This window comes from Micromonospora sp. LOL_024 (assembly GCF_048060415.1).
Lineage (GTDB): Bacteria > Actinomycetota > Actinomycetes > Mycobacteriales > Micromonosporaceae > Micromonospora.
In genome coordinates, this window is sequence record NZ_JBHMIS010000004.1 from 25,260 (window position 1) to 41,698 (window position 16,439).

The 16,439-nt window shown below is 70.7% G+C and carries 18 protein-coding genes and 1 riboswitch; of the genes, 7 read left to right on the forward strand and 11 right to left on the reverse strand.

The genetic code is table 11. From position 1 onward, the window contains the following. Positions 1–109: 109 nt before the first annotated feature. Positions 110–310 carry a DUF5999 family protein gene (locus tag ACFHWY_RS07210; RefSeq protein ID WP_416579325.1) on the reverse strand — a complete coding sequence of 67 codons (201 nt, stop codon included), beginning with the start codon at positions 308–310 and terminating at the stop codon, positions 110–112. A 122-nt stretch (positions 311–432) separates the two neighbouring features. On the opposite strand from ACFHWY_RS07210, the gene ACFHWY_RS07215 reads away from it, so the two are divergent. Then, a complete protein-coding gene (locus ACFHWY_RS07215; RefSeq protein ID WP_416579326.1) occupies positions 433–1,668 on the forward strand; it encodes a chorismate-binding protein in 1,236 nt (411 codons plus the stop codon). 164 nt (positions 1,669–1,832) lie between these two features. After that, positions 1,833–2,339, forward strand: a complete 507-nt coding sequence (def, locus tag ACFHWY_RS07220) for a peptide deformylase (protein WP_416579327.1) — start codon at positions 1,833–1,835, stop codon at positions 2,337–2,339. Positions 2,340–2,416: 77 nt separating this feature from the next. Here def and ACFHWY_RS07225 read toward each other — a convergent pair whose 3' ends face one another. Continuing rightward, positions 2,417–3,169 (reverse strand): sulfite exporter TauE/SafE family protein, encoded by a 753-nt coding sequence (locus tag ACFHWY_RS07225; protein ID WP_416579541.1) that lies wholly within the window; start codon positions 3,167–3,169, stop codon positions 2,417–2,419. 204 nt (positions 3,170–3,373) lie between these two features. Here ACFHWY_RS07225 and ACFHWY_RS07230 point away from each other — a divergent pair, with 204 nt between their 5' ends. Next, positions 3,374–4,153, forward strand: coding sequence for an endonuclease/exonuclease/phosphatase family protein (locus ACFHWY_RS07230; RefSeq protein ID WP_416579328.1), 780 nt, complete (start codon positions 3,374–3,376; stop codon positions 4,151–4,153). Positions 4,154–4,195: 42 nt separating this feature from the next. On the opposite strand, the gene ACFHWY_RS07235 is transcribed toward ACFHWY_RS07230, so the two are convergent. Beyond that, positions 4,196–5,071 carry a bifunctional 5,10-methylenetetrahydrofolate dehydrogenase/5,10-methenyltetrahydrofolate cyclohydrolase gene (locus ACFHWY_RS07235; protein ID WP_416579329.1) on the reverse strand — a complete coding sequence of 292 codons (876 nt, stop codon included), beginning with the start codon at positions 5,069–5,071 and terminating at the stop codon, positions 4,196–4,198. 25 nt (positions 5,072–5,096) lie between these two features. Further along, positions 5,097–5,181: riboswitch (ZMP/ZTP riboswitch) on the reverse strand. Positions 5,182–5,298: 117 nt separating this feature from the next. Here ACFHWY_RS07235 and ACFHWY_RS07240 point away from each other — a divergent pair. Further along, the gene (locus ACFHWY_RS07240; protein ID WP_416579330.1) at positions 5,299–5,754 is read left to right on the forward strand and encodes a DUF1801 domain-containing protein; all 456 of its coding nucleotides are present in this window, start codon (positions 5,299–5,301) and stop codon (positions 5,752–5,754) included. Here ACFHWY_RS07240 and ACFHWY_RS07245 read toward each other — a convergent pair. From ACFHWY_RS07245 to ACFHWY_RS07260, 4 genes are all read right to left on the reverse strand, one after another. Beyond that, positions 5,747–6,745, reverse strand: a complete 999-nt coding sequence (locus ACFHWY_RS07245; RefSeq protein WP_416579331.1) for a tyrosine-type recombinase/integrase — start codon at positions 6,743–6,745, stop codon at positions 5,747–5,749. The genes ACFHWY_RS07240 and ACFHWY_RS07245 overlap by 8 nt on opposite strands. Before the next feature lie 437 nt (positions 6,746–7,182). Beyond that, the gene (locus ACFHWY_RS07250) at positions 7,183–7,962 is read right to left on the reverse strand and encodes a glucose 1-dehydrogenase (protein ID WP_416579332.1); all 780 of its coding nucleotides are present in this window, start codon (positions 7,960–7,962) and stop codon (positions 7,183–7,185) included. Continuing rightward, positions 7,959–9,809: a glycoside hydrolase family 15 protein gene (locus tag ACFHWY_RS07255; protein ID WP_416579333.1), complete on the reverse strand. Its 1,851-nt coding sequence runs from the start codon at positions 9,807–9,809 to the stop codon at positions 7,959–7,961. The genes ACFHWY_RS07250 and ACFHWY_RS07255 overlap by 4 nt, the downstream gene beginning before the upstream one ends. A gap of 365 nt (positions 9,810–10,174) precedes the next feature. Then, positions 10,175–10,903, reverse strand: a complete 729-nt coding sequence (locus tag ACFHWY_RS07260; protein WP_416579334.1) for an SDR family NAD(P)-dependent oxidoreductase — start codon at positions 10,901–10,903, stop codon at positions 10,175–10,177. Between the two features lie 148 nt (positions 10,904–11,051). Here ACFHWY_RS07260 and ACFHWY_RS07265 point away from each other — a divergent pair, with 148 nt between their 5' ends. Beyond that, on the forward strand, positions 11,052–11,513 hold the full coding sequence (locus ACFHWY_RS07265; RefSeq protein WP_416579335.1) for a peroxiredoxin: 462 nt from the start codon (positions 11,052–11,054) through the stop codon (positions 11,511–11,513). Between the two features lie 72 nt (positions 11,514–11,585). After that, positions 11,586–12,290 (forward strand): hypothetical protein, encoded by a 705-nt coding sequence (locus ACFHWY_RS07270; protein WP_416579336.1) that lies wholly within the window; start codon positions 11,586–11,588, stop codon positions 12,288–12,290. A 70-nt stretch (positions 12,291–12,360) separates the two neighbouring features. Here the strand turns inward: ACFHWY_RS07270 and ACFHWY_RS07275 are convergent, their stop codons facing one another. Both ACFHWY_RS07275 and ACFHWY_RS07280 read right to left on the reverse strand, forming a co-directional pair. Beyond that, positions 12,361–12,834 (reverse strand): OsmC family protein, encoded by a 474-nt coding sequence (locus ACFHWY_RS07275; protein WP_416579337.1) that lies wholly within the window; start codon positions 12,832–12,834, stop codon positions 12,361–12,363. Beyond that, entirely contained in the window at positions 12,831–13,298 is a 468-nt protein-coding gene (locus ACFHWY_RS07280; RefSeq protein WP_416579338.1) for a MarR family winged helix-turn-helix transcriptional regulator, read from the reverse strand. The genes ACFHWY_RS07275 and ACFHWY_RS07280 overlap by 4 nt, the downstream gene beginning before the upstream one ends. A gap of 93 nt (positions 13,299–13,391) precedes the next feature. Between ACFHWY_RS07280 and ACFHWY_RS07285 the strand changes: the two genes are divergently transcribed. Beyond that, the gene (locus ACFHWY_RS07285; protein WP_416579339.1) at positions 13,392–13,832 is read left to right on the forward strand and encodes a hypothetical protein; all 441 of its coding nucleotides are present in this window, start codon (positions 13,392–13,394) and stop codon (positions 13,830–13,832) included. 24 nt (positions 13,833–13,856) lie between these two features. Here the strand turns inward: ACFHWY_RS07285 and cydB are convergent, their stop codons facing one another. Then, on the reverse strand, positions 13,857–14,855 hold the full coding sequence (gene cydB / locus ACFHWY_RS07290) for a cytochrome d ubiquinol oxidase subunit II (RefSeq protein ID WP_416579340.1): 999 nt from the start codon (positions 14,853–14,855) through the stop codon (positions 13,857–13,859). A 16-nt stretch (positions 14,856–14,871) separates the two neighbouring features. Beyond that, positions 14,872–16,275: a cytochrome ubiquinol oxidase subunit I gene (locus tag ACFHWY_RS07295; protein ID WP_416579341.1), complete on the reverse strand. Its 1,404-nt coding sequence runs from the start codon at positions 16,273–16,275 to the stop codon at positions 14,872–14,874. Positions 16,276–16,439: the final 164 nt, after the last annotated feature.

Sequence of the window (16,439 nt, forward strand, 5' to 3'; positions counted from 1 at the left end):
GGGGGCGCCGCACGGCGGCCCCGGCACCGCGCCGACCTGGTAGTGGTGGTCCCTGACCGGGGGACTAGCCTGGGTCGGCGCGGAAGGATGGCGTGACGGATCGTGATTGTCAGGCGGCGAGCGCGTGTCGGGCGGGGCCGCGGTGCGGTGCGATGCTGCTGCCGTCGGGGAGCAGTTCGCCGGTGTCCTCGAAGATGATGACGCCGTTGCAGAGCAGGCTCCAACCCTGCTCACGGAAGCAGGCGATGACCTTGGCGGCTTCCCGGTCGATGGCGTCGGCGGAGGGGCAAATGGGTTGGTGCTGGCACATCGGGTTCTCCGGACTGTGGGGGCACTGTGTCATGGTTCACATGACCAGTGACGCACAGTACCAAGCGAAAGCGCGCCACATCGAGCAGATGTGCGCGTGGTGTGCGGGAATCCGCTGAACGGATGACCAACAATCGTCCGGACGTCGTGGAAGCGCTCCCACTCGTGGTTGCCGATCCGCCCGCCGCACCCGAGCCGTGCCGGGGACGCCTCGTCGAACGCGCCCGCTGGCAGTGGCGTCCGGCCGACGGCGGAGACCCCGCCACGCGCACCGAGGAATTCCTCGCCGCCCACGGCCTGCGCCTGCACGACCTGGCCCGCCCGGCGACCCGCCACGACCCCGACGGCGTCTGCGGCGCCGCGCTCTACGTCTCCGCCGCCGCCGGCGCCCTACTGGCCGGCGGCGCCCCCGGCGCCGCCAACCCCGCCGACCTGCCCGAGGTGGTGGCCGTCGTCTACGGCCACACCACCGCCGCCCCGGCCCGCCCACAGCCAGCCACCCCCTGGTGGCGCGGCACCTGGACCGAGAGCTGGCAACCCCACCAGCACGCCGCCGCCGTCACCGCCGTCCGCGACGCCATCGGCCGCGGCGAGGTCTACCAGGTCAACCTGGTCGGCCACGCCGCCGCCACCTACACCGGCGACCCGCGCCCCGCCCTGGCCCGCCTCGGCCGCCTGCCCGGAGCCCGCTACGGCGGCCTACTCACCGGCCCGGGCTGGGCCATCGGCTGCGCCAGCCCCGAAACCCTGATCGAACTCCGCCACGGCACCCTGACCACCCGGCCCATCAAAGGCACCCGCCCGGCCACCACCGCCGGCCGCGCCGACCTGCTCGCCTCCGCCAAGGAACGCGCCGAACACATCATGATCGTCGACTTGGAACGCAACGACATGGCCCGCATCGCCCGCACCGGCAGCGTCCGCGTCGACGACCTGTTCGCGGTCCGCCGCTGGTGCGACCTGTGGCAGGCGGAGTCAACGGTACGGGCCGACGTCGCCGACGGGCTCGGCCTAGCCGACCTGCTGCGCGCCGTCTGCCCCGGCGGATCCGTCACCGGCGCACCCAAGCTGGCCGCCCTGGACCGCATTGCCGACCTGGAACCCGTCGGCCGCGGCGCCGGCATGGGCGCCCTCGGCTGGGTCGGCCACGACCACCTAGACCTGGGACTGACCATCCGCACAGCCGCCATGGACGCCCACGCGGTACACGTGTGGGCCGGCGGCGGCATCACCTGGGACAGCGACCCCGACGCCGAGGTCGCCGAGGCGGCGGCGAAGACCGCCCCGGTGCGCGCCACCCTGGACGCTGCTGGCAGCACACCGAGAGGGACACGCCCGTGGCCCACCAGCCGCCCCTGATCATGATCGCCGACCGACGACCTGCGCTCCCGGCTGCTCCAGCCCATCACCGACCCGACCGCCGCGAACCCACGAGACCTGGCACCGCCTGATGCACGGCGAACCCGGCTTCCCCCGCCCTACTGGCACCCACCCCACCACCCACGGCCGGTAGCCTCACCCACATGACGATGCGCGACATCCGAATCATCGGAGACCCGGTGCTGCGCACCCCCAGCGAACCGGTGACCCGCTTCGACACCGAACTGCGCACCCTGGTCACCGACCTGATGGACACACTGCTCGGCGCACCCGGCCGCGCCGGCGTCGCCGCACCGCAGATCGGCGTCAACGCCCGAGTCTTCGTCTACGACGCCGACGGACACCGCGGCCACATGATCAACCCGACCCTGGAACTGTCCGACGAACTCCAGGACGACGACGAGGGCTGCCTGTCCATCCCCGGGCTCTACTTCCCGACCCCACGCGCCCTGCACGCCACCGCGCACGGCCTCGACCAACACGGCGAACCCCTCACCATCGCCGGCAGCGGCTTCCTCGCCCGCGCCCTGCAACACGAAACCGACCACCTCGCCGGCCGCCTCTACGTCGACACCCTGCACGGCGACACCCGCCGCCGTGCCCTACGGGAGATCCGCGCCGGCCGCTTCGACGCATCGCGTAGCGGCTGAACCCGCCGGCTCCGGAACCCGGTCATGGTCCGCCCGGACCGGCATCAGCCCACGATCCCCCGCGCGGGAGGTGCCGCTCACCCGGCCAGCCACTGGTCATAGCCGAGCTTCGCCACCAGGGCGAACACCACCACCAGCAGCACCGCCCGCACGAACCCCGACCCGCGACGCACCGCCATCCGGGCACCCACCGCCGCCCCCGCGATATTGCACACCGCCATCGCCGCCCCCAACAGCCACCACACGTGGCCGGTCGCCGCGAACACCACCAACGCACCGGCGTTGGTGCCCGCGTTGACCACCTTCGCCATCGCCGAACCGTGCAGAAAATCCGCACCCACCAACGCGGTGAACGCCACCACCAGAAACGTGCCGGTACCCGGACCGATCAACCCGTCGTAGGTGGCGATACCCACCCCCGCCACCAACACCACCGCCACCACCCGCACCCGGGTCCGCCGCCGCGGCACCGCCCGCACCCCCAGCCGGGGACGCAGCACCACGAACAACGCCACCGACACCAGCACCACCAACACCACCGGCCGGTACGCCGACGGCGGCACCGCGCCGGCCAACGCCGCACCCAACCCGGCGCAGAACACCGCCAGGGCAGCCGCAGGCCCCACCACCCGCCAGTCGATCGTGGTGCGGCGGGCGAACGTCACCGCCGCCGTCGACGTTCCCGCTATCGCCGCCAACTTGTTGGTGCCCAGCGCGGTGGCCGGCGGCATCCCCGGCGCCGCCACCAGAAGCGCCGGCAACAACAGCAACCCGCCACCACCGACCACGGCGTCCACCCAACCGGCCAACGCGGCGGCGGACAGCAGCATCGCGATCGTCCACCCGTCCAACTCCACAAGCCGCAATTCTTCCCACCAGGGCGTACGCCGCGCCGCCGGCTGTGGCCAGCCTCACCGGTCACGCCACCGCCGCAACCAGATCCCCAACACAGCGACGGCCACGAAAACCAGCGTCGAACAGAGCAACACCCGCACCATCGGGCAACTGTGCCACCGCGTCGCTAAGGTGACACGGTGCGCCTGGCCACGTTCAACCTGCTGCACGGCCGGTCCCTGCACGACGGCCTGGTCGACCCGGCCCGACTGGCCACCGCCGTCGCCGCCCTCGACGCCGACGTCCTCGCCCTACAGGAAGTCGACCGCGACCAGTCCCGCAGCGGCCAACTCGACCTGACCGCCGTCGCCGCGCAGGCCCTCGGCGCGGCCGAGCACCGGTTCGCCGCCGCCGTGGTCGGCACCCCCGGAGTGGCGTTCCGCCCGCTGACCCACGACGACGACGGCCACGGCGAACCCTGCTACGGCGTCGGCCTGGCCACCCGCCACCCGGTGCTCACCTGGCGGGTGACCCGACTGCGCCCCGCCCCCGTGCGCTCCCCGGTGTACGTGCCCGGCCCCGGCGGCGGACTGGTCCTGCTCCGCGACGAACCTCGGGTGGTGCTCGCCGCCGTGCTGGACACCGCGCACGGCCCGCTCACCGTCGCCGCCACCCACCTGTCCTTCGTGCCCGGCTGGAACGCCCGCCAGCTACGCCAGATCGTCCGGGCGCTACGCACCCTGCCCGCACCACGGATCCTGCTCGGCGACCTGAACCTGCCCGCCTGGGCCGCCCGCACCGTCTCCGGCTGGCACCTGCTGGGCCGCCGCCCCACCTACCCGGCCGGGCAGCCGCGCGTCCAACTCGACCACGCCCTCGCCGACCGGCAGGGCTTCGACCGACTGCCGCCGGTCACCGCCGTGCGGACCCCGTCGTCGACCATCTCCGACCACCGCCCCCTGCTGGTCGACCTCGGCTGAAAGAAACCGACAGAGGGCGGTACGGCCGCCACCACCGACGCCCTACGACTGTTCCACCACACCAACCGCTGACCGGGCCGCCCTCAACGCGTTGCGGAACAACATCGCCACCGTCACCGGACCCACCCCACCAACCCGCGGCGTGATCGCCCCCGCCACCCGGCCACACGAAGGATCCACATCCGGCAACAACCGCCGCCCCGCGTACCGCACCCCACCGCCGACCACCACCGCCCCCGGACGAACATGCTCCGGCCGCACAATGCCCGGCACCCCAGCCGCCGCCACCAGGATCTCCGCCCGACGGGTGTACCGCGGCCAGTCCGCCACCCCGGTATGCACCACCGTCACCGCCGCGTCCGCCGTCGGCCGCCTCTGCGCCAGCAGCATCGCCAACGGCCGACCCAACGTCGCACCCCGCCCCAGCACCACCACCTCACGGCCTGCCACCGACACCCCGTGGTACGCCAACAACGCCTCGATCGCCGCCGGCGTACACGGCAACGGGCCCGGTAACCCCAACGCCAGCCGCCCCATGTTCACCGGATGCATCCCGTCGACGTCAGAATCCGGCTCCAGCGTCTGCAACGCCCGGTCGTAGTCGAGGCCCCCGGGTATCGGATACTGCAGCAGCACACCGTGCACATCCTGATCCGTGTCGAAATCGGCCAGCACCGCATGCAGATCGGCCTGCGACGCCGAGGCCGGCAACCGCACATGCGGCGAGGCGAAACCCAGCTTCGCCGCCTGCCGCTGCTTGATCCGGATGTAACCGGCACTGGCCTGGTCGTCACCCACCAGCACCGTCGCCAACGCCGGAGTCACCCCCGCCGCCCGCAGCCCCACCACACCCTCGGCCACCTCGGCCAGGATCGCCTCCGCCACCGGCCCACCCGGCAGCAGCCGCGCCGCGCTCATCACCATCGACATGGTCCACCCCACCCGTGGAGGCCCAGGCGGACGACCTCCACGACGAGAGCTTCCCGATGGTCCATCCCATCCCCGGTGCCGCCAGTCGCGTCACCGCCAGTCTGCGTGTCGACATCAGCGGCGAGCAAGGATCGATCAGGAACCGAGAAGATCAGGGTCGCCACGCACGTTAGCGTCGGCGGCAGCAGCCCGATCACGACCAGGAGAGTGCAGCGATGAGCGCGACCAAGAGTGAGAAGAGCACCGACGGCTTCTCCGAGCAGGAACGTGCCGCCATCAAGCAACGCACCGCGGAACTGAGGAAGGAGACAAGCCCCGGGCGTGGCAAGAAGGCCGCGGCCGACGAACTCGACGTGCTGTCCAAAATCGCCGAGATGGAGCCGTCGGACCGCGCGGTGGCCGAACGCATCCACGTCATCGTCACCACCAACGCCCCGGAGTTGTCACCGAAGCTGTGGTACGGACAACCGGCCTACGCCAGGAAGACGAAGGTGGTGTGCTTCTTCCGTAGCGGACACGCCGACAAGGAGCGCTACTCGACCTTCGGCTTCACCACCGAGGCCAACCTCGACGACGACAGCGGCCTCTGGTCCACCTCACTGGCCGTCACCGAACTGACCGACGAAGCCGAGAAGACGATCACCACCCTGGTCAGGAAGGCGGTCAGCTGACCGGCCGCACCAGACCCGCCAACGCCCGGTTCGTGCGATTCGCTCGCGCCGCCTCCCGCTGCTGACCCGCGGTCACCTCGATGTACGTCTGCGACGACGCCAACGATGCGTGCCCCAGCAACCGCATGATTTCCGCCGCACCCGCCCCGTCCTCGGCCAACCGTGTCGCGAACGTGTGCCGCAGCGCGTGCAACCGCGCTCCGCGCGGCACCCGGTCGCCGATGCCGGCTCGCCGGAAGCAGGACTCCACCAGATACTGCAACCCACCCCGACGCAGCGGCTCACCCCGCCGATCCACCAGCAGCGGCGAATCCGGCCGCACCTTACGCGAACCGAACCGGCGCGCCCGGCTGTCCAGATAGCCCGTCAGCACCGCGTCCAGGCCCGGCTCCACCGGCACCGTTCGAGGCCGCCCGCCCTTGCCGGACACCTCCATCCGACGTTCGCCGGGCCGTCCACCGAGCGAACCGACCCGCAGAGCCAGCAGCTCCGACAGCCGCAACCCCGCACACAGCGCCACCGCGAGCACCGCCACGTCCCGTTCCGGCCACGGGTCACGCTGCCGACCCTCGGCCCGCGCGGCCGCGGCGAGCAGGTGCTCGGGAGTCTCCTCGCCGCGCAACGGCTTGGGTTGGGGAAGCGGAGCCCGAGGACGCCCCACCGCCGGCATCGGATTTCCCGGCACCACCTGCTCGGCCACCAGGAAGGAGAAAAATCCGTTCCACGTCGACCAGGCCCGCCCGACCGAGGTGGCGGCCCGGTCGGTGGCGAACCGGGCGAAGGCGGCCCGGATCAGCCTGGGGGAGAGGGCCTCGACGCACAGGTGGTCAAGGGGGAGTGCGGGGGTGGCGAGCTGCGCGGCGAGCACGGCCACGCTCGTCAGGTCCCGCCGGTACGCGTCCTGGGTGTGCGGGGAGGGCTTGCGGGTGGCCCGTGCGGTCAGGAACTCCTCGATCAGCGCGACAACCATTTTACGCCGAATATCATGCATAATAGGCATTATGCATGATATTCGCATTGTGGGCGACAGGGGGCGCTGTCCACCCTCGAAGGGGAGCCGTGCCGGCGACAGGCGCACCACGATCCGGAGCGGGGGGGCCTGTGGTCGGGTCTCCGCGCGGGGGGCCGCGGCTTGCGGGTACGCGAGAGGTCGTCCTGCTCCGGTGGCGTGCGGAGCACGACGACGACCTCCGGCGGCCGGCGGCGACCCTTGATCTGCGGTGGCTGCGACGTAGGTGGTCGTCCTTGCCGGGTCCGTCGGGCTCCTGCTCTAGTACACCCCGACACGAAGTTCGTCCAGCGGGCCCGACCGTAGCGAGGGTGTGTTCTCGGCGCGGGCTGTCACCGCCGAGAACACACCCTCGGTGCAGGTGTGGGGCACCTCGACGCGCCAGCTTTACATAATGTGGATTATCGAATCCAGGATGGTCAGGCGCCCTGGCCCTGGTTCTGCATCAGGCCGCCGTCCACGAAGTACGTCGACCCCGTCACGTAGTCGGCATCGGCGCTGGCCAGGAAAACCGCCACCCTGGCGACCTCCAGCGGCTCCGCCGCCCGCTTCCACGGGATGCTCTGCACCTGCTCCTCACGGTACTCGGGATCGTCGATCGCCTGCTGGTTGAACGGCGTGAGCACCATCCCCGGACCGACGTTGTTGACGTTCATGTGCATCGGTGCGACCTCTAGGGCGAGGCTCTTGGCGAACTCCAGCAGCGCTCCCTTGGTGGTGTCGTAGTCCGCGCCGCCGGCCCGGGCGACCTCCTGGTGGATGGAGGTCGTGTTGATGATCTTCCCGTGTCCGCCGTGGTCACGACGGTGCCGCACGAAGCGCCGGGAGCAGAAGAAGGCGCCGTAGACGTTGACCCGGATCGCCCGGTCGAACGTCTCGGTGTCCAGGTCGGCGACCGGAGTGCCGGAGGCGTCCACGCCGGCGTTGTTCATCAGGATGTCCAGCGTGCCGTACTCAGCGATGGCCTCGTCGAACATCGCCTCGACCTGGTGTTCGACGCTGATGTCGCCCTGCACCACGACGGCCCGCCGGCCGGCCGCCTCCACCTCTGCCTTCGTGTGGTTGGCGCCGGCGTGGTCGTGCAGGTAGTGCACCACGACGTCGGCACCCTCCCGGCCGAACTCGATCGCCGTGGCCTGCCCGATTCCGGAGTCGGAGCCGGTGATCAGGGCGGTCTTGCCTTCGAGGCGTCCAGTCATGTGGGTGCTCCTTCCGTGCTGCCCGTGCCGGCTGGCATGGGCTGTTGTGTCTTGCCTGCCGCGTCGCGCCGTTGAATGGCCTCGGTGAGCTGGCCGGCGGCGTTGATCAGTCCGATGTGCGAGAAAGCCTGCGGGAAGTTGCCGAGATGTTCCCCGGTGGTCGGGTCGATCTGCTCCGCGAAGAGCCCAAGGTCGTTGGCCCGGCCGGCGAGTTGCCGGAACAGGCGCTCGGCGCGGTCTACCTCGCCGGCCTGGGCCAGGCAGGTGACCAGCCAGAAGGAGCAGATGACGAAGCCGGCGGGGTCGCCGTCCCACCGGCGTAGCAGCCCGTCGTGGGAGAGTTCGCGTTCGACCACACGTATCGTGGAGCGCATCCTCGGGTCCCCGGCCGGTAGGAAACCGACCAGCGGCATGATCAGCACCGAGGCGTCCAGGCGGTCGGAGTCGAAGGCTCCGGTGAAGGTGCCGAGTCGTTCGTTCCAACCCTGGTTGAGTACGGCTTCGTGAATGTCGTCCCGGGCCGCGGCCCAGCGGGCCACAGCTGACTGGTCGCCCAGCCGGCCACCGAAGCGGACGGCCCGGTCGAGCGCCGTCCAGCACTGCACCTTGGAGGAGACGTAGTGCCGCTCGGTGTCTCGGGCCTCCCACATGCCGGAGTCCGGTCGACGCCAGTCCAGTACGGCCTGGTCGGCGAGGTCGTACAGCAACTGCCGCACGTCCGGCGTGATCGGGTCGAGGTAGTGGCGCATCAGCCAGGCCGCGTCGAGGACCTCGCCGAGCACGTCGCTCTGCCGTTGTTTCCAGGCGTCGTTGCCGACGGTGACCGGCTGGCTGTGGGCGTACCCGGTGAGATGGTCGAGGTGGTGCTCGGTGAGGTCCCGCTCCCCCTGCACGCCGTACATGATCGGCACCGGCGCGTCGCCGACGCGTCCGGTGGCGTTGGCGACCCAGGCGAAGTGTCGGTCGACCTCGTCGGGGCAGGCGGCCCGCCAGAGGGCCTGGAGGGTGAGGCTGAAGTCGCGTAGCCAGACGAAGCGGTAGTCGTAGTTGCGGTCTGCTCCCGGCTGCTCGGGCACCGAGGTGGTCGCCGCCGCGATGATCGCGCCGCTGGGTTGGTAGGTCATTCCCTGTAGGACGATGGCGCTGTGCCGCACCTGTTCGCCGAAGAGGCCGCCGTACTGCTGGCGGTGTAGTTCGGCCCAGGACTGCCAGCCGGCGACGGCGTTGGTGATCACTTGGTTCGCGTCCGGTAGGGACGGTGGACCGGAGTCGTAGGTGGGCGCGTGTGCGAGTGTGAAGCGGCAGGTCTCCCCCGCGCGGACGGTGAAGCTGGCGGTGGCGTCGCCCTGTTGGCAGCGCAGCGGGACGTCGCCGCGCAGGCTCAGCCGGTCGGCGCCGACGCTCGCGTCGATGATGCCGTCGTGGTCGTCGAGGTAGGCGGTCACCCGCCCGTATTCGAACCGCGGTCGGTAGTGCAGGCGTATCGGCACTTCGCCGGAGAGGCCCTCGACGAGTCGGGCCAGTACGTGTGGCGAGCGCATGCCGATGTCGTGGCCGCGTGCGCCGGATTCCAGGGCGAGGGCGTCGGTCAGCGCCACCCGGCCGTGCCGGGTGGTGAAGACGGTACGCAGCACGAGGGTGCCTTCGACGTAGGACCGTTCGGTGGTGAATGGGCCTTCCGGTTGGATGGACCAGTGGCCGGCGTCGTCGTCGAGGAGCCGGGCGAAGACCGACGGCCCGTCGAATCGTAGGGGGCACCACCAGTTCACCGAGCCGGCGCGGTCCACCAGGACAGCGCTGAGCCCGTCGGCGAGGAAGCCGTGTTCACCGATGCGTCCGCTGTCCACGCGGGTGTCTACCCGGCTGTAGGGGGCGGCATTCCTCGGGCGGGCGTCGGGTGTCTGGCGTGCCGACGGCGGGTTGGGCCGGTGTCGACGTCGCAGCCGGAGTTGCTGGTGACTCGGACAGTCGAGTTGGCCCGGGCGACGCACCGGTCGCCGGAGGCGTTGGTCGCGGCGTGCGTGACGGCGGCCTGCGGGTCCTGGTCGGTGGCGGGGGCGTCGGGGACGGTCCTGCTTGATGTGGCGGTCGAGATGGTGGAGCTCGCACAGTGGGTGTGTGGGCCTGCGTCACGGTTGGTGGGGCTGCTGGCCCTGCTCGTGGACGGGTGGCGGGGGTCGGCCTGGAGCCCGGTCGGGCGGTGGCGGTGTGGTCAGAGGCCGCCGGCGACGCGGATGATGGCGCCGGTGGTGTAGGAGGCGTCGGGGCCGAGTAGCCAGGCGATGGCGGCGGCGACCTCGTCGGGTTCGCCGGGGCGGCCGAGCGGGATGCGGCTGGCGGCGCGTTCGGGCCGGTCGGGTTGGCCGGAGAGGGCGTGGATGTCGGTGCGGATGATGCCGGGGGCGACGGCGTTGACCCGGATGCCGCGGGGGGCGAGTTCCTTGGCCAGGCCGATGGTGAGGGCGTCGGTGGCGGCTTTGGTGGCGGCGTAGTGGATGTACTCCCCTGGGCTGCCGAGGGTGGCGGCGGCGGAGGTGATGTTGACGATGGCGGCGCCGTCGCTCATCCGGCGGGCGGCCTGTTGGGCGCAGAGGAGGTAGCCGACGAGGTTGACGTCGATGACGTCGCGCAGGTCGGTGGGGCGCAGTTGGGTGAAGGGTCCGATCTGGCTGGTGATGCCGGCGTTGTTGACGAGGCCGGTGATCGGGCCGAGTTCGGTGGCGGCGTCGAAGAGCGCGGTGACCTGGTCGGGGTCGCGGGTGTCGGTGGGTATGGCGATGGCGCGTACGCCGGTGGTGTGTAGCTCTTTGACGACGGTGTCGGCGGCGGCGTGCTTGCGGCGGTAGCTGAGGGCGATGTGGTGGCCGGTGCGGGCGAGGCGGCGGGCGGTGGCGGCGCCGATGCCGCGGCTGCCGCCGGTGATGACGGTGACGGGCCTCAATGGTCCTCCCCTGCCCGACTGGTGTCGGGGACGTTACCGTGGCGGTCGCGTGGCTGGGCGCAGGTGTGGTCGAGCGCACGGCGGGGGCCCGTGGGTTGCCGGTGATCGGCTCAGGTTTGTTGGTGACGGTGTCGAGCGAGGAGTGCGTGTGGCGGGTGTGGGTGTCGGTGACCGGGTCGAGGACTTCGAGTTGCCGGACGAGACGGGTCGGCTCCGGCGGTTGTCGGAGTTGCTGGCGGCGGGGCCGGTGGTGTTGTTCTTCTATCCGGCGGCGATGACGCGGGGCTGTACGGCGGAGAGTTGTCATTTTCGGGATCTGGCGGCGGAGTTCGCGGCGGTCGGGGCGCAGCGGGTGGGGATCAGTCGGGATTCGGTGCGGCGGCAGGCGGAGTTCTCGCGGCTGCACAGTTTCGACTTTCCGCTGTTGTCGGATCCGGATGCGGTGGTGGCGGATCGGTTCGGTGTGCGGCGGCGGCTGCCGTTGGGGCCGTTGGGTACGAGGCGGATGACGTTTGTGATCGGGGTCGATCGGCGGATCGTCGAGGTGGTGCACAGCGAGCTTGGTGTGGACGAGCATGCGGATGGGGCGTTGCGGGCGTTGGGGGGCTGATCTTCGGGCTGTCGCCGGTGGCTGGTATCAAGGCAGGCGGCTGAACATGTGTACGAGGGAAGAGGTTGTGTGATGGGTGCCGCTGGCCAGGGTTTGTCCGATGACGAGGTGCGCGGCATCCGGGAGGCGTTGAGCGCGGGCCGGAAGCCGAAGGTGGTGTTCACGGCTGCGGCGGGTCAGGTCGCCGGCCAGTTGGGTCAGGTGGTGGAGTTGACTGATCCGACGGTTTCCGACGAGTTTGTGGTGGTGCGGTTCGGGCGTGACGAGTTGCCGTTCTCCCCTGCTGATGTGGCGGTGGCGCCGCGGGGTGCGGGGCGCCGGCCGGTCGAGCCGAAGGTGGAGCCGGCGTCGGGTGAGCCGGCGGTGGTGGAGCCGGAGTTCGTGTTGGATCGGGTGCCGCAGCCGCGTTGGGAGGAACCGAAGGTGGAGGTTGTGGAGGCGAAGGTGGAGGTTGTGGAGGCGAAGCCGCCGGCGAGGCGGGCGGCGAAGGTGGTTAAGCCGAAGGGGCCGGCGGGGCTGACGGTCACGTTGGCCTACGCCGAGGGTGAGTGGACGGTGGCGGCGCAGCAGGGCGGGAAGGTGTTGGCCAAGCCGTATGTGTTGAAGCCGGCGGAGGCGCTGCGGATGGTGGCGTTGGTGGACGTGCCGGGGGTTCACGAGGCGGTGGAGCAGATTCTGTCCGCGGAGCGGTCGGAGGCGGAGCAGCAGGCGGTGAAGCTGCGGGCGGAGTTGGCGGAGATCGAGGCCCGGTTGGCGGAGTTGCGCGAGGCGAGCTGACCGGCGGTTGTGCTGAGCGCCCGGCCGTGGAGCTTCGCGGCCGGGCGCAGGCGATTCCGGTGCCGCGGCTTCAGGTGGGGCGGGCGGTGGTGGGTTCGTGGCGTACCGGGAAGTTGACGGAGTTGGCGATGAAGCAGGCGCGGTGGGCGTCGGCGTGCAGGGCGGTGGCGGCGTCGACGTTGTCGGGGTGGGCGACGGTGACCTGGGGGTGCAGGACGACTGCGGTGAAGTGGCCGGTGCCGGTGTTGTCGGTGGTCATGGTGCCGGTGGCGTGGTCGACGTAGTCGGTGACGGTGACGCCGTTGACGGCGCACAGGTGCAGGTAGGCGAGCATGTGGCACTGGGACAGCGCGGCGAGTAGCAGCTGTTCGGGGTTCCAGCGGGTGGGGTCGCCGCGGAAGGTGGGGTCGGAGCTGCCGGCGATGGGTGGGCGGCCGTCGGTGGTGACGTCGTGGTCGCGGCGGTAGTCGCGGTAGCCGCTGGTGCCGGTGCCGAGGTTGCCGGTCCAGGTGACGGTGGTGGCGTACTGGTGTGCGTGGGTCATCTGGTCGGCCCTTCGGTGCCTGTGTGGTGGGTGAGGAGGATACCGAGCAGGTGGACGAGTTCGTGGCGTTGGGCGGGGTCGAGGGGGGCGAGTAGGGCTTCCTGGGTGGTGTCGAGGGCCTGCTGTAGGTGGGTGAGTTCTCGGCGGCCTGCGGGGGTGATGCTGACGAGGTTGCGGCGTCGGTCGTCGGGGTCGGGTTCGCGGCGGACCAGGTGGCGGCCGGCGAGGTCGTTGAGGGTGCTGACGACGTCGCTGCGGTCGATGCCGCTGCGCCGGCCGAGGTGGGCCTGGCTGGCGGGGCCGGTGTCGTCGAGGGCGGCGAGTAGCCGGTAGTGGTAGCCGCGGGCGTGGTGGCGGTCGAGTGCGGCGCTGATCAGGCGTGCGGCGTGGGCGGCGGTCTGGGTGAGCAGCCAGCTGGGGGTGGTGTGGAGGCGGTGTGGTGGGGTTGTGTCGGTGGGCTGCATGTCTCGGACTCTACGCCTCATCGTTGGCCGCACCCACAATCAGTGTTACGTTGGTGGCGCCAACATTGGTTGAACCAACGGGATGGAGTCCTCATGTCCAGCACTCTCAACGGTCAGCTGCTCGGTCGGACCCACTACGCCACCCGGGCGGTGCTGGAACGGGAGCTGACCCGCCTCGGGCTCACCTTCGGCCAGTCGCTGCTGCTCAACATGCTGGCGGCCGCCGATGGTCCGGTCCCCCGCGCCGAGGCGGCCCGGCAGCTGACCGACGCGCTGAAGCTCAGCCCGGCAGCCGCCCACACCACGCTCGCCGAGCTGGTCGCGGCGACGCTGGTGGCGCCGATGACGCAGGACGCCTCCCGGGTTACGGTGACACCGGCGGGACGGCAGTCGCAGCGCCTGGTCGCCGCGGCGACCGGTGAGATCGGTAAGCGGCTCTGGGCCGGCCTCGCGGCCGAGGACCTGGCCGCCGCCGCGCGGGTCCTGGATGCGGTGCGGCGCCGCGCCGAGGCCAGCCTGGCCTCGGCGGCCTGAGGGATCCGGGCCGGCCCGCGCCGCTCAGTGCGGCGGGATGTGGGCCACCCCGATGCGCTTGCGGAACACCCAGTAGGTCCAGCCCTGGTAGGCCAGCACGATCGGGGTGAAGAAGACCGCCACCCACGTCATGATCGTCAAGGTGTACGGGGTGGAGGCGGCGTTGGTGGCGGTCAACGTGCCGGACGGGTCCAGGGTGGAGGGCAGGACGGTGGGGAACAGCGCGGCGAACAGGGTCGCCACTGCCAGGGCGATCGCCACCGCCGTGCCGGTGAAGGCCCAGCCCTCCCGGCGTACCTTGGCGGCGGCGAGCCCACCGAGCAGTGCGAGTGCGGCGCCGACGGCGAGCACGACGGCGGCGGGGCCGGAGCGGATGGTCAGCGTCCAGCTCAGGAACGTCACCGCGAGGACGGCGGCGGCGACGCCGAGGCGCACGGCGAGGGCGGCGGCCCGGTCCCGGATGTCGCCGACGGTCTTGAGGGCGACGAAGACGGCGCCGTGCGTGGCGAACAGCGCCGCAGTGCTCGCGCCGCCGAGCAGGGCGTACGGGCTCAGCAGGTCGAACAGGCCGCCGACGTACTCGTGGTCGGCGTCCAGCGGTACGCCGCGCAGGATGTTGGCGAAGGCGACGCCCCACAGCACCGCCGGGATCAGCGAGCCGAAGAAGATCGCGGCGTCCCAGCGGCGTTTCCAGGACGCCTCGGGCCGCTTGTGGCGGTACTCGAAGGCGACGCCCCGGGCGATCAGGGCCAGCAGGATCAGCAGCAGGGGCAGGTAGAAGCCGGAGAAGAGGGTGGCGTACCACTCCGGGAAGGCGGCGAACATGGCGCCACCGGCGGTGATCAACCAGACCTCGTTGCCGTCCCAGACCGGGCCGATGGTGTTGATCATTACCCGGCGTTCGCGGTCGTCGCGGCCGAGTACGGGCAGCAGCATGCCGACGCCGAAGTCGAACCCTTCGAGGATGAAGTAGCCGGTGAACAGCACGGCGACAAGGAGAAACCAGACGGTGGTCAGTTCCACGACGGAGCTCCGGAGGTCAGTAGGCGAAGGCGAGTGGGCGGTCGGCGTCGTCAGGTCCCGGGGCGGGGGTGATTTCGGGTATGCCGGCCCTGGCGTAGCGGATCAGCAGCTTCACCTCGATGACGGCGAGGGTGGCGTAGATGAGGGTGAAGGCAGTGAAACTGGTGAGCACCTCGGCGAGGGAGACGCTGCGGGAGACGCCGTCGCGGGTGAGCATCTCGCCGAAGACGATCCACGGCTGGCGGCCCATCTCGGTGAAGATCCAACCGAAGGAGTTGGCCAGCAGCGGCAGGATCGGCATGGCCAGGCCGGCGCGCAGCAGCCACCCGCTGCGTGGGGTGCGACCCCGGCGCTGGCTCCAGAGCACCAGCAGGGCGATGGCGGCGGCGGCGAGCCCAAATCCGATCATGATTCGGAAGCTCCAGTAGGTGACCGGAATGATCGGGGTGTAGCTGCCCGCGCCGTACTGGGCGGTGTAGGCGGCCTGCAGGTCGTCGATGCCCTGCACGGTGCCGTTGGGGTCGCCGGTGCCCAGGTAGGACAGCAGGTACGGAATCTTGAGGGCGAACAGTTCCCGGGTGCCGTCGAGGCTGCCGACGGTCAGCACGGAGAACGACGCGGGGCTCTCGGTGGCGTAGAGCCCTTCGGCGGCGGCCATCTTCATCGGCTGCACCTGGGTCATGATCTTGCCCTGGATGTCGCCGGTGATCACGACGACGGTGGCGGCGGCCAGGGTTACCCAGGAGCCGAAGCGGGCCGCGAACCGGTACGCCGGGGTGTCGGGGCTGTCGTGGTGGCGGATCAGGTGCCACAGGGCGACGGCCACCAGTAGCGAGCCGGCGACCAGGAACGCTCCGGCGATGGTGTGCGGGAAGGTGATCAGGGCGACCTTGTTGGTGAGCACGGCGCCGAAGTCGGTGAGTTCGGCGCGACCGCTGTCGGGGTTGATCCGGTAGCCCACGGGGTTCTGCATGAACGAGTTCGCGGCGAGGATGAAGTACGCCGACAGGTTGGTGCCGATCGCCGCGGCCCAGATGCTGGCCAGGTGCAGCCGTCTGGGAAGCCGGTCCCACCCGAAGATCCACAGGCCGATGAAGGTGGATTCGAGGAAGAAGGCGACCAGGGCCTCGATGGCCAGGGGGGCGCCGAAGATGTCACCGACGAAGCGGGAGTAGTCGCTCCAGTTCATACCGAACTGGAATTCCTGCACGATGCCGGTGACCACGCCCATCGCGAAGTTGATCAGGAAGAGTTTGCCGTAGAACCTGGTGAGCTTGAGGTACTTCTCGTCTCCGGTGCGGTGCCACAGGGTTTGCAGGATGGCGACCAGGACGGACAGTCCGATGGTCAGCGGCACGAAAAGAAAGTGGTAGACGGTGGTGACACCGAACTGCCAGCGGGCGACGTCCAACGCGTCCACCTGCAACCCCCAGCTGCTGAAACTACGAGACGTAGTAAATACTACAACCCGTCGTAAGGCGATCGGCGGGGCGGGCGGCCCAAAGCGGGTCGGGACCGATGACCCTGCTCACCGCTGCCGCACGATCCGCCCTGCACATCGGCGTGTCAGGCCGCCGTGCGACC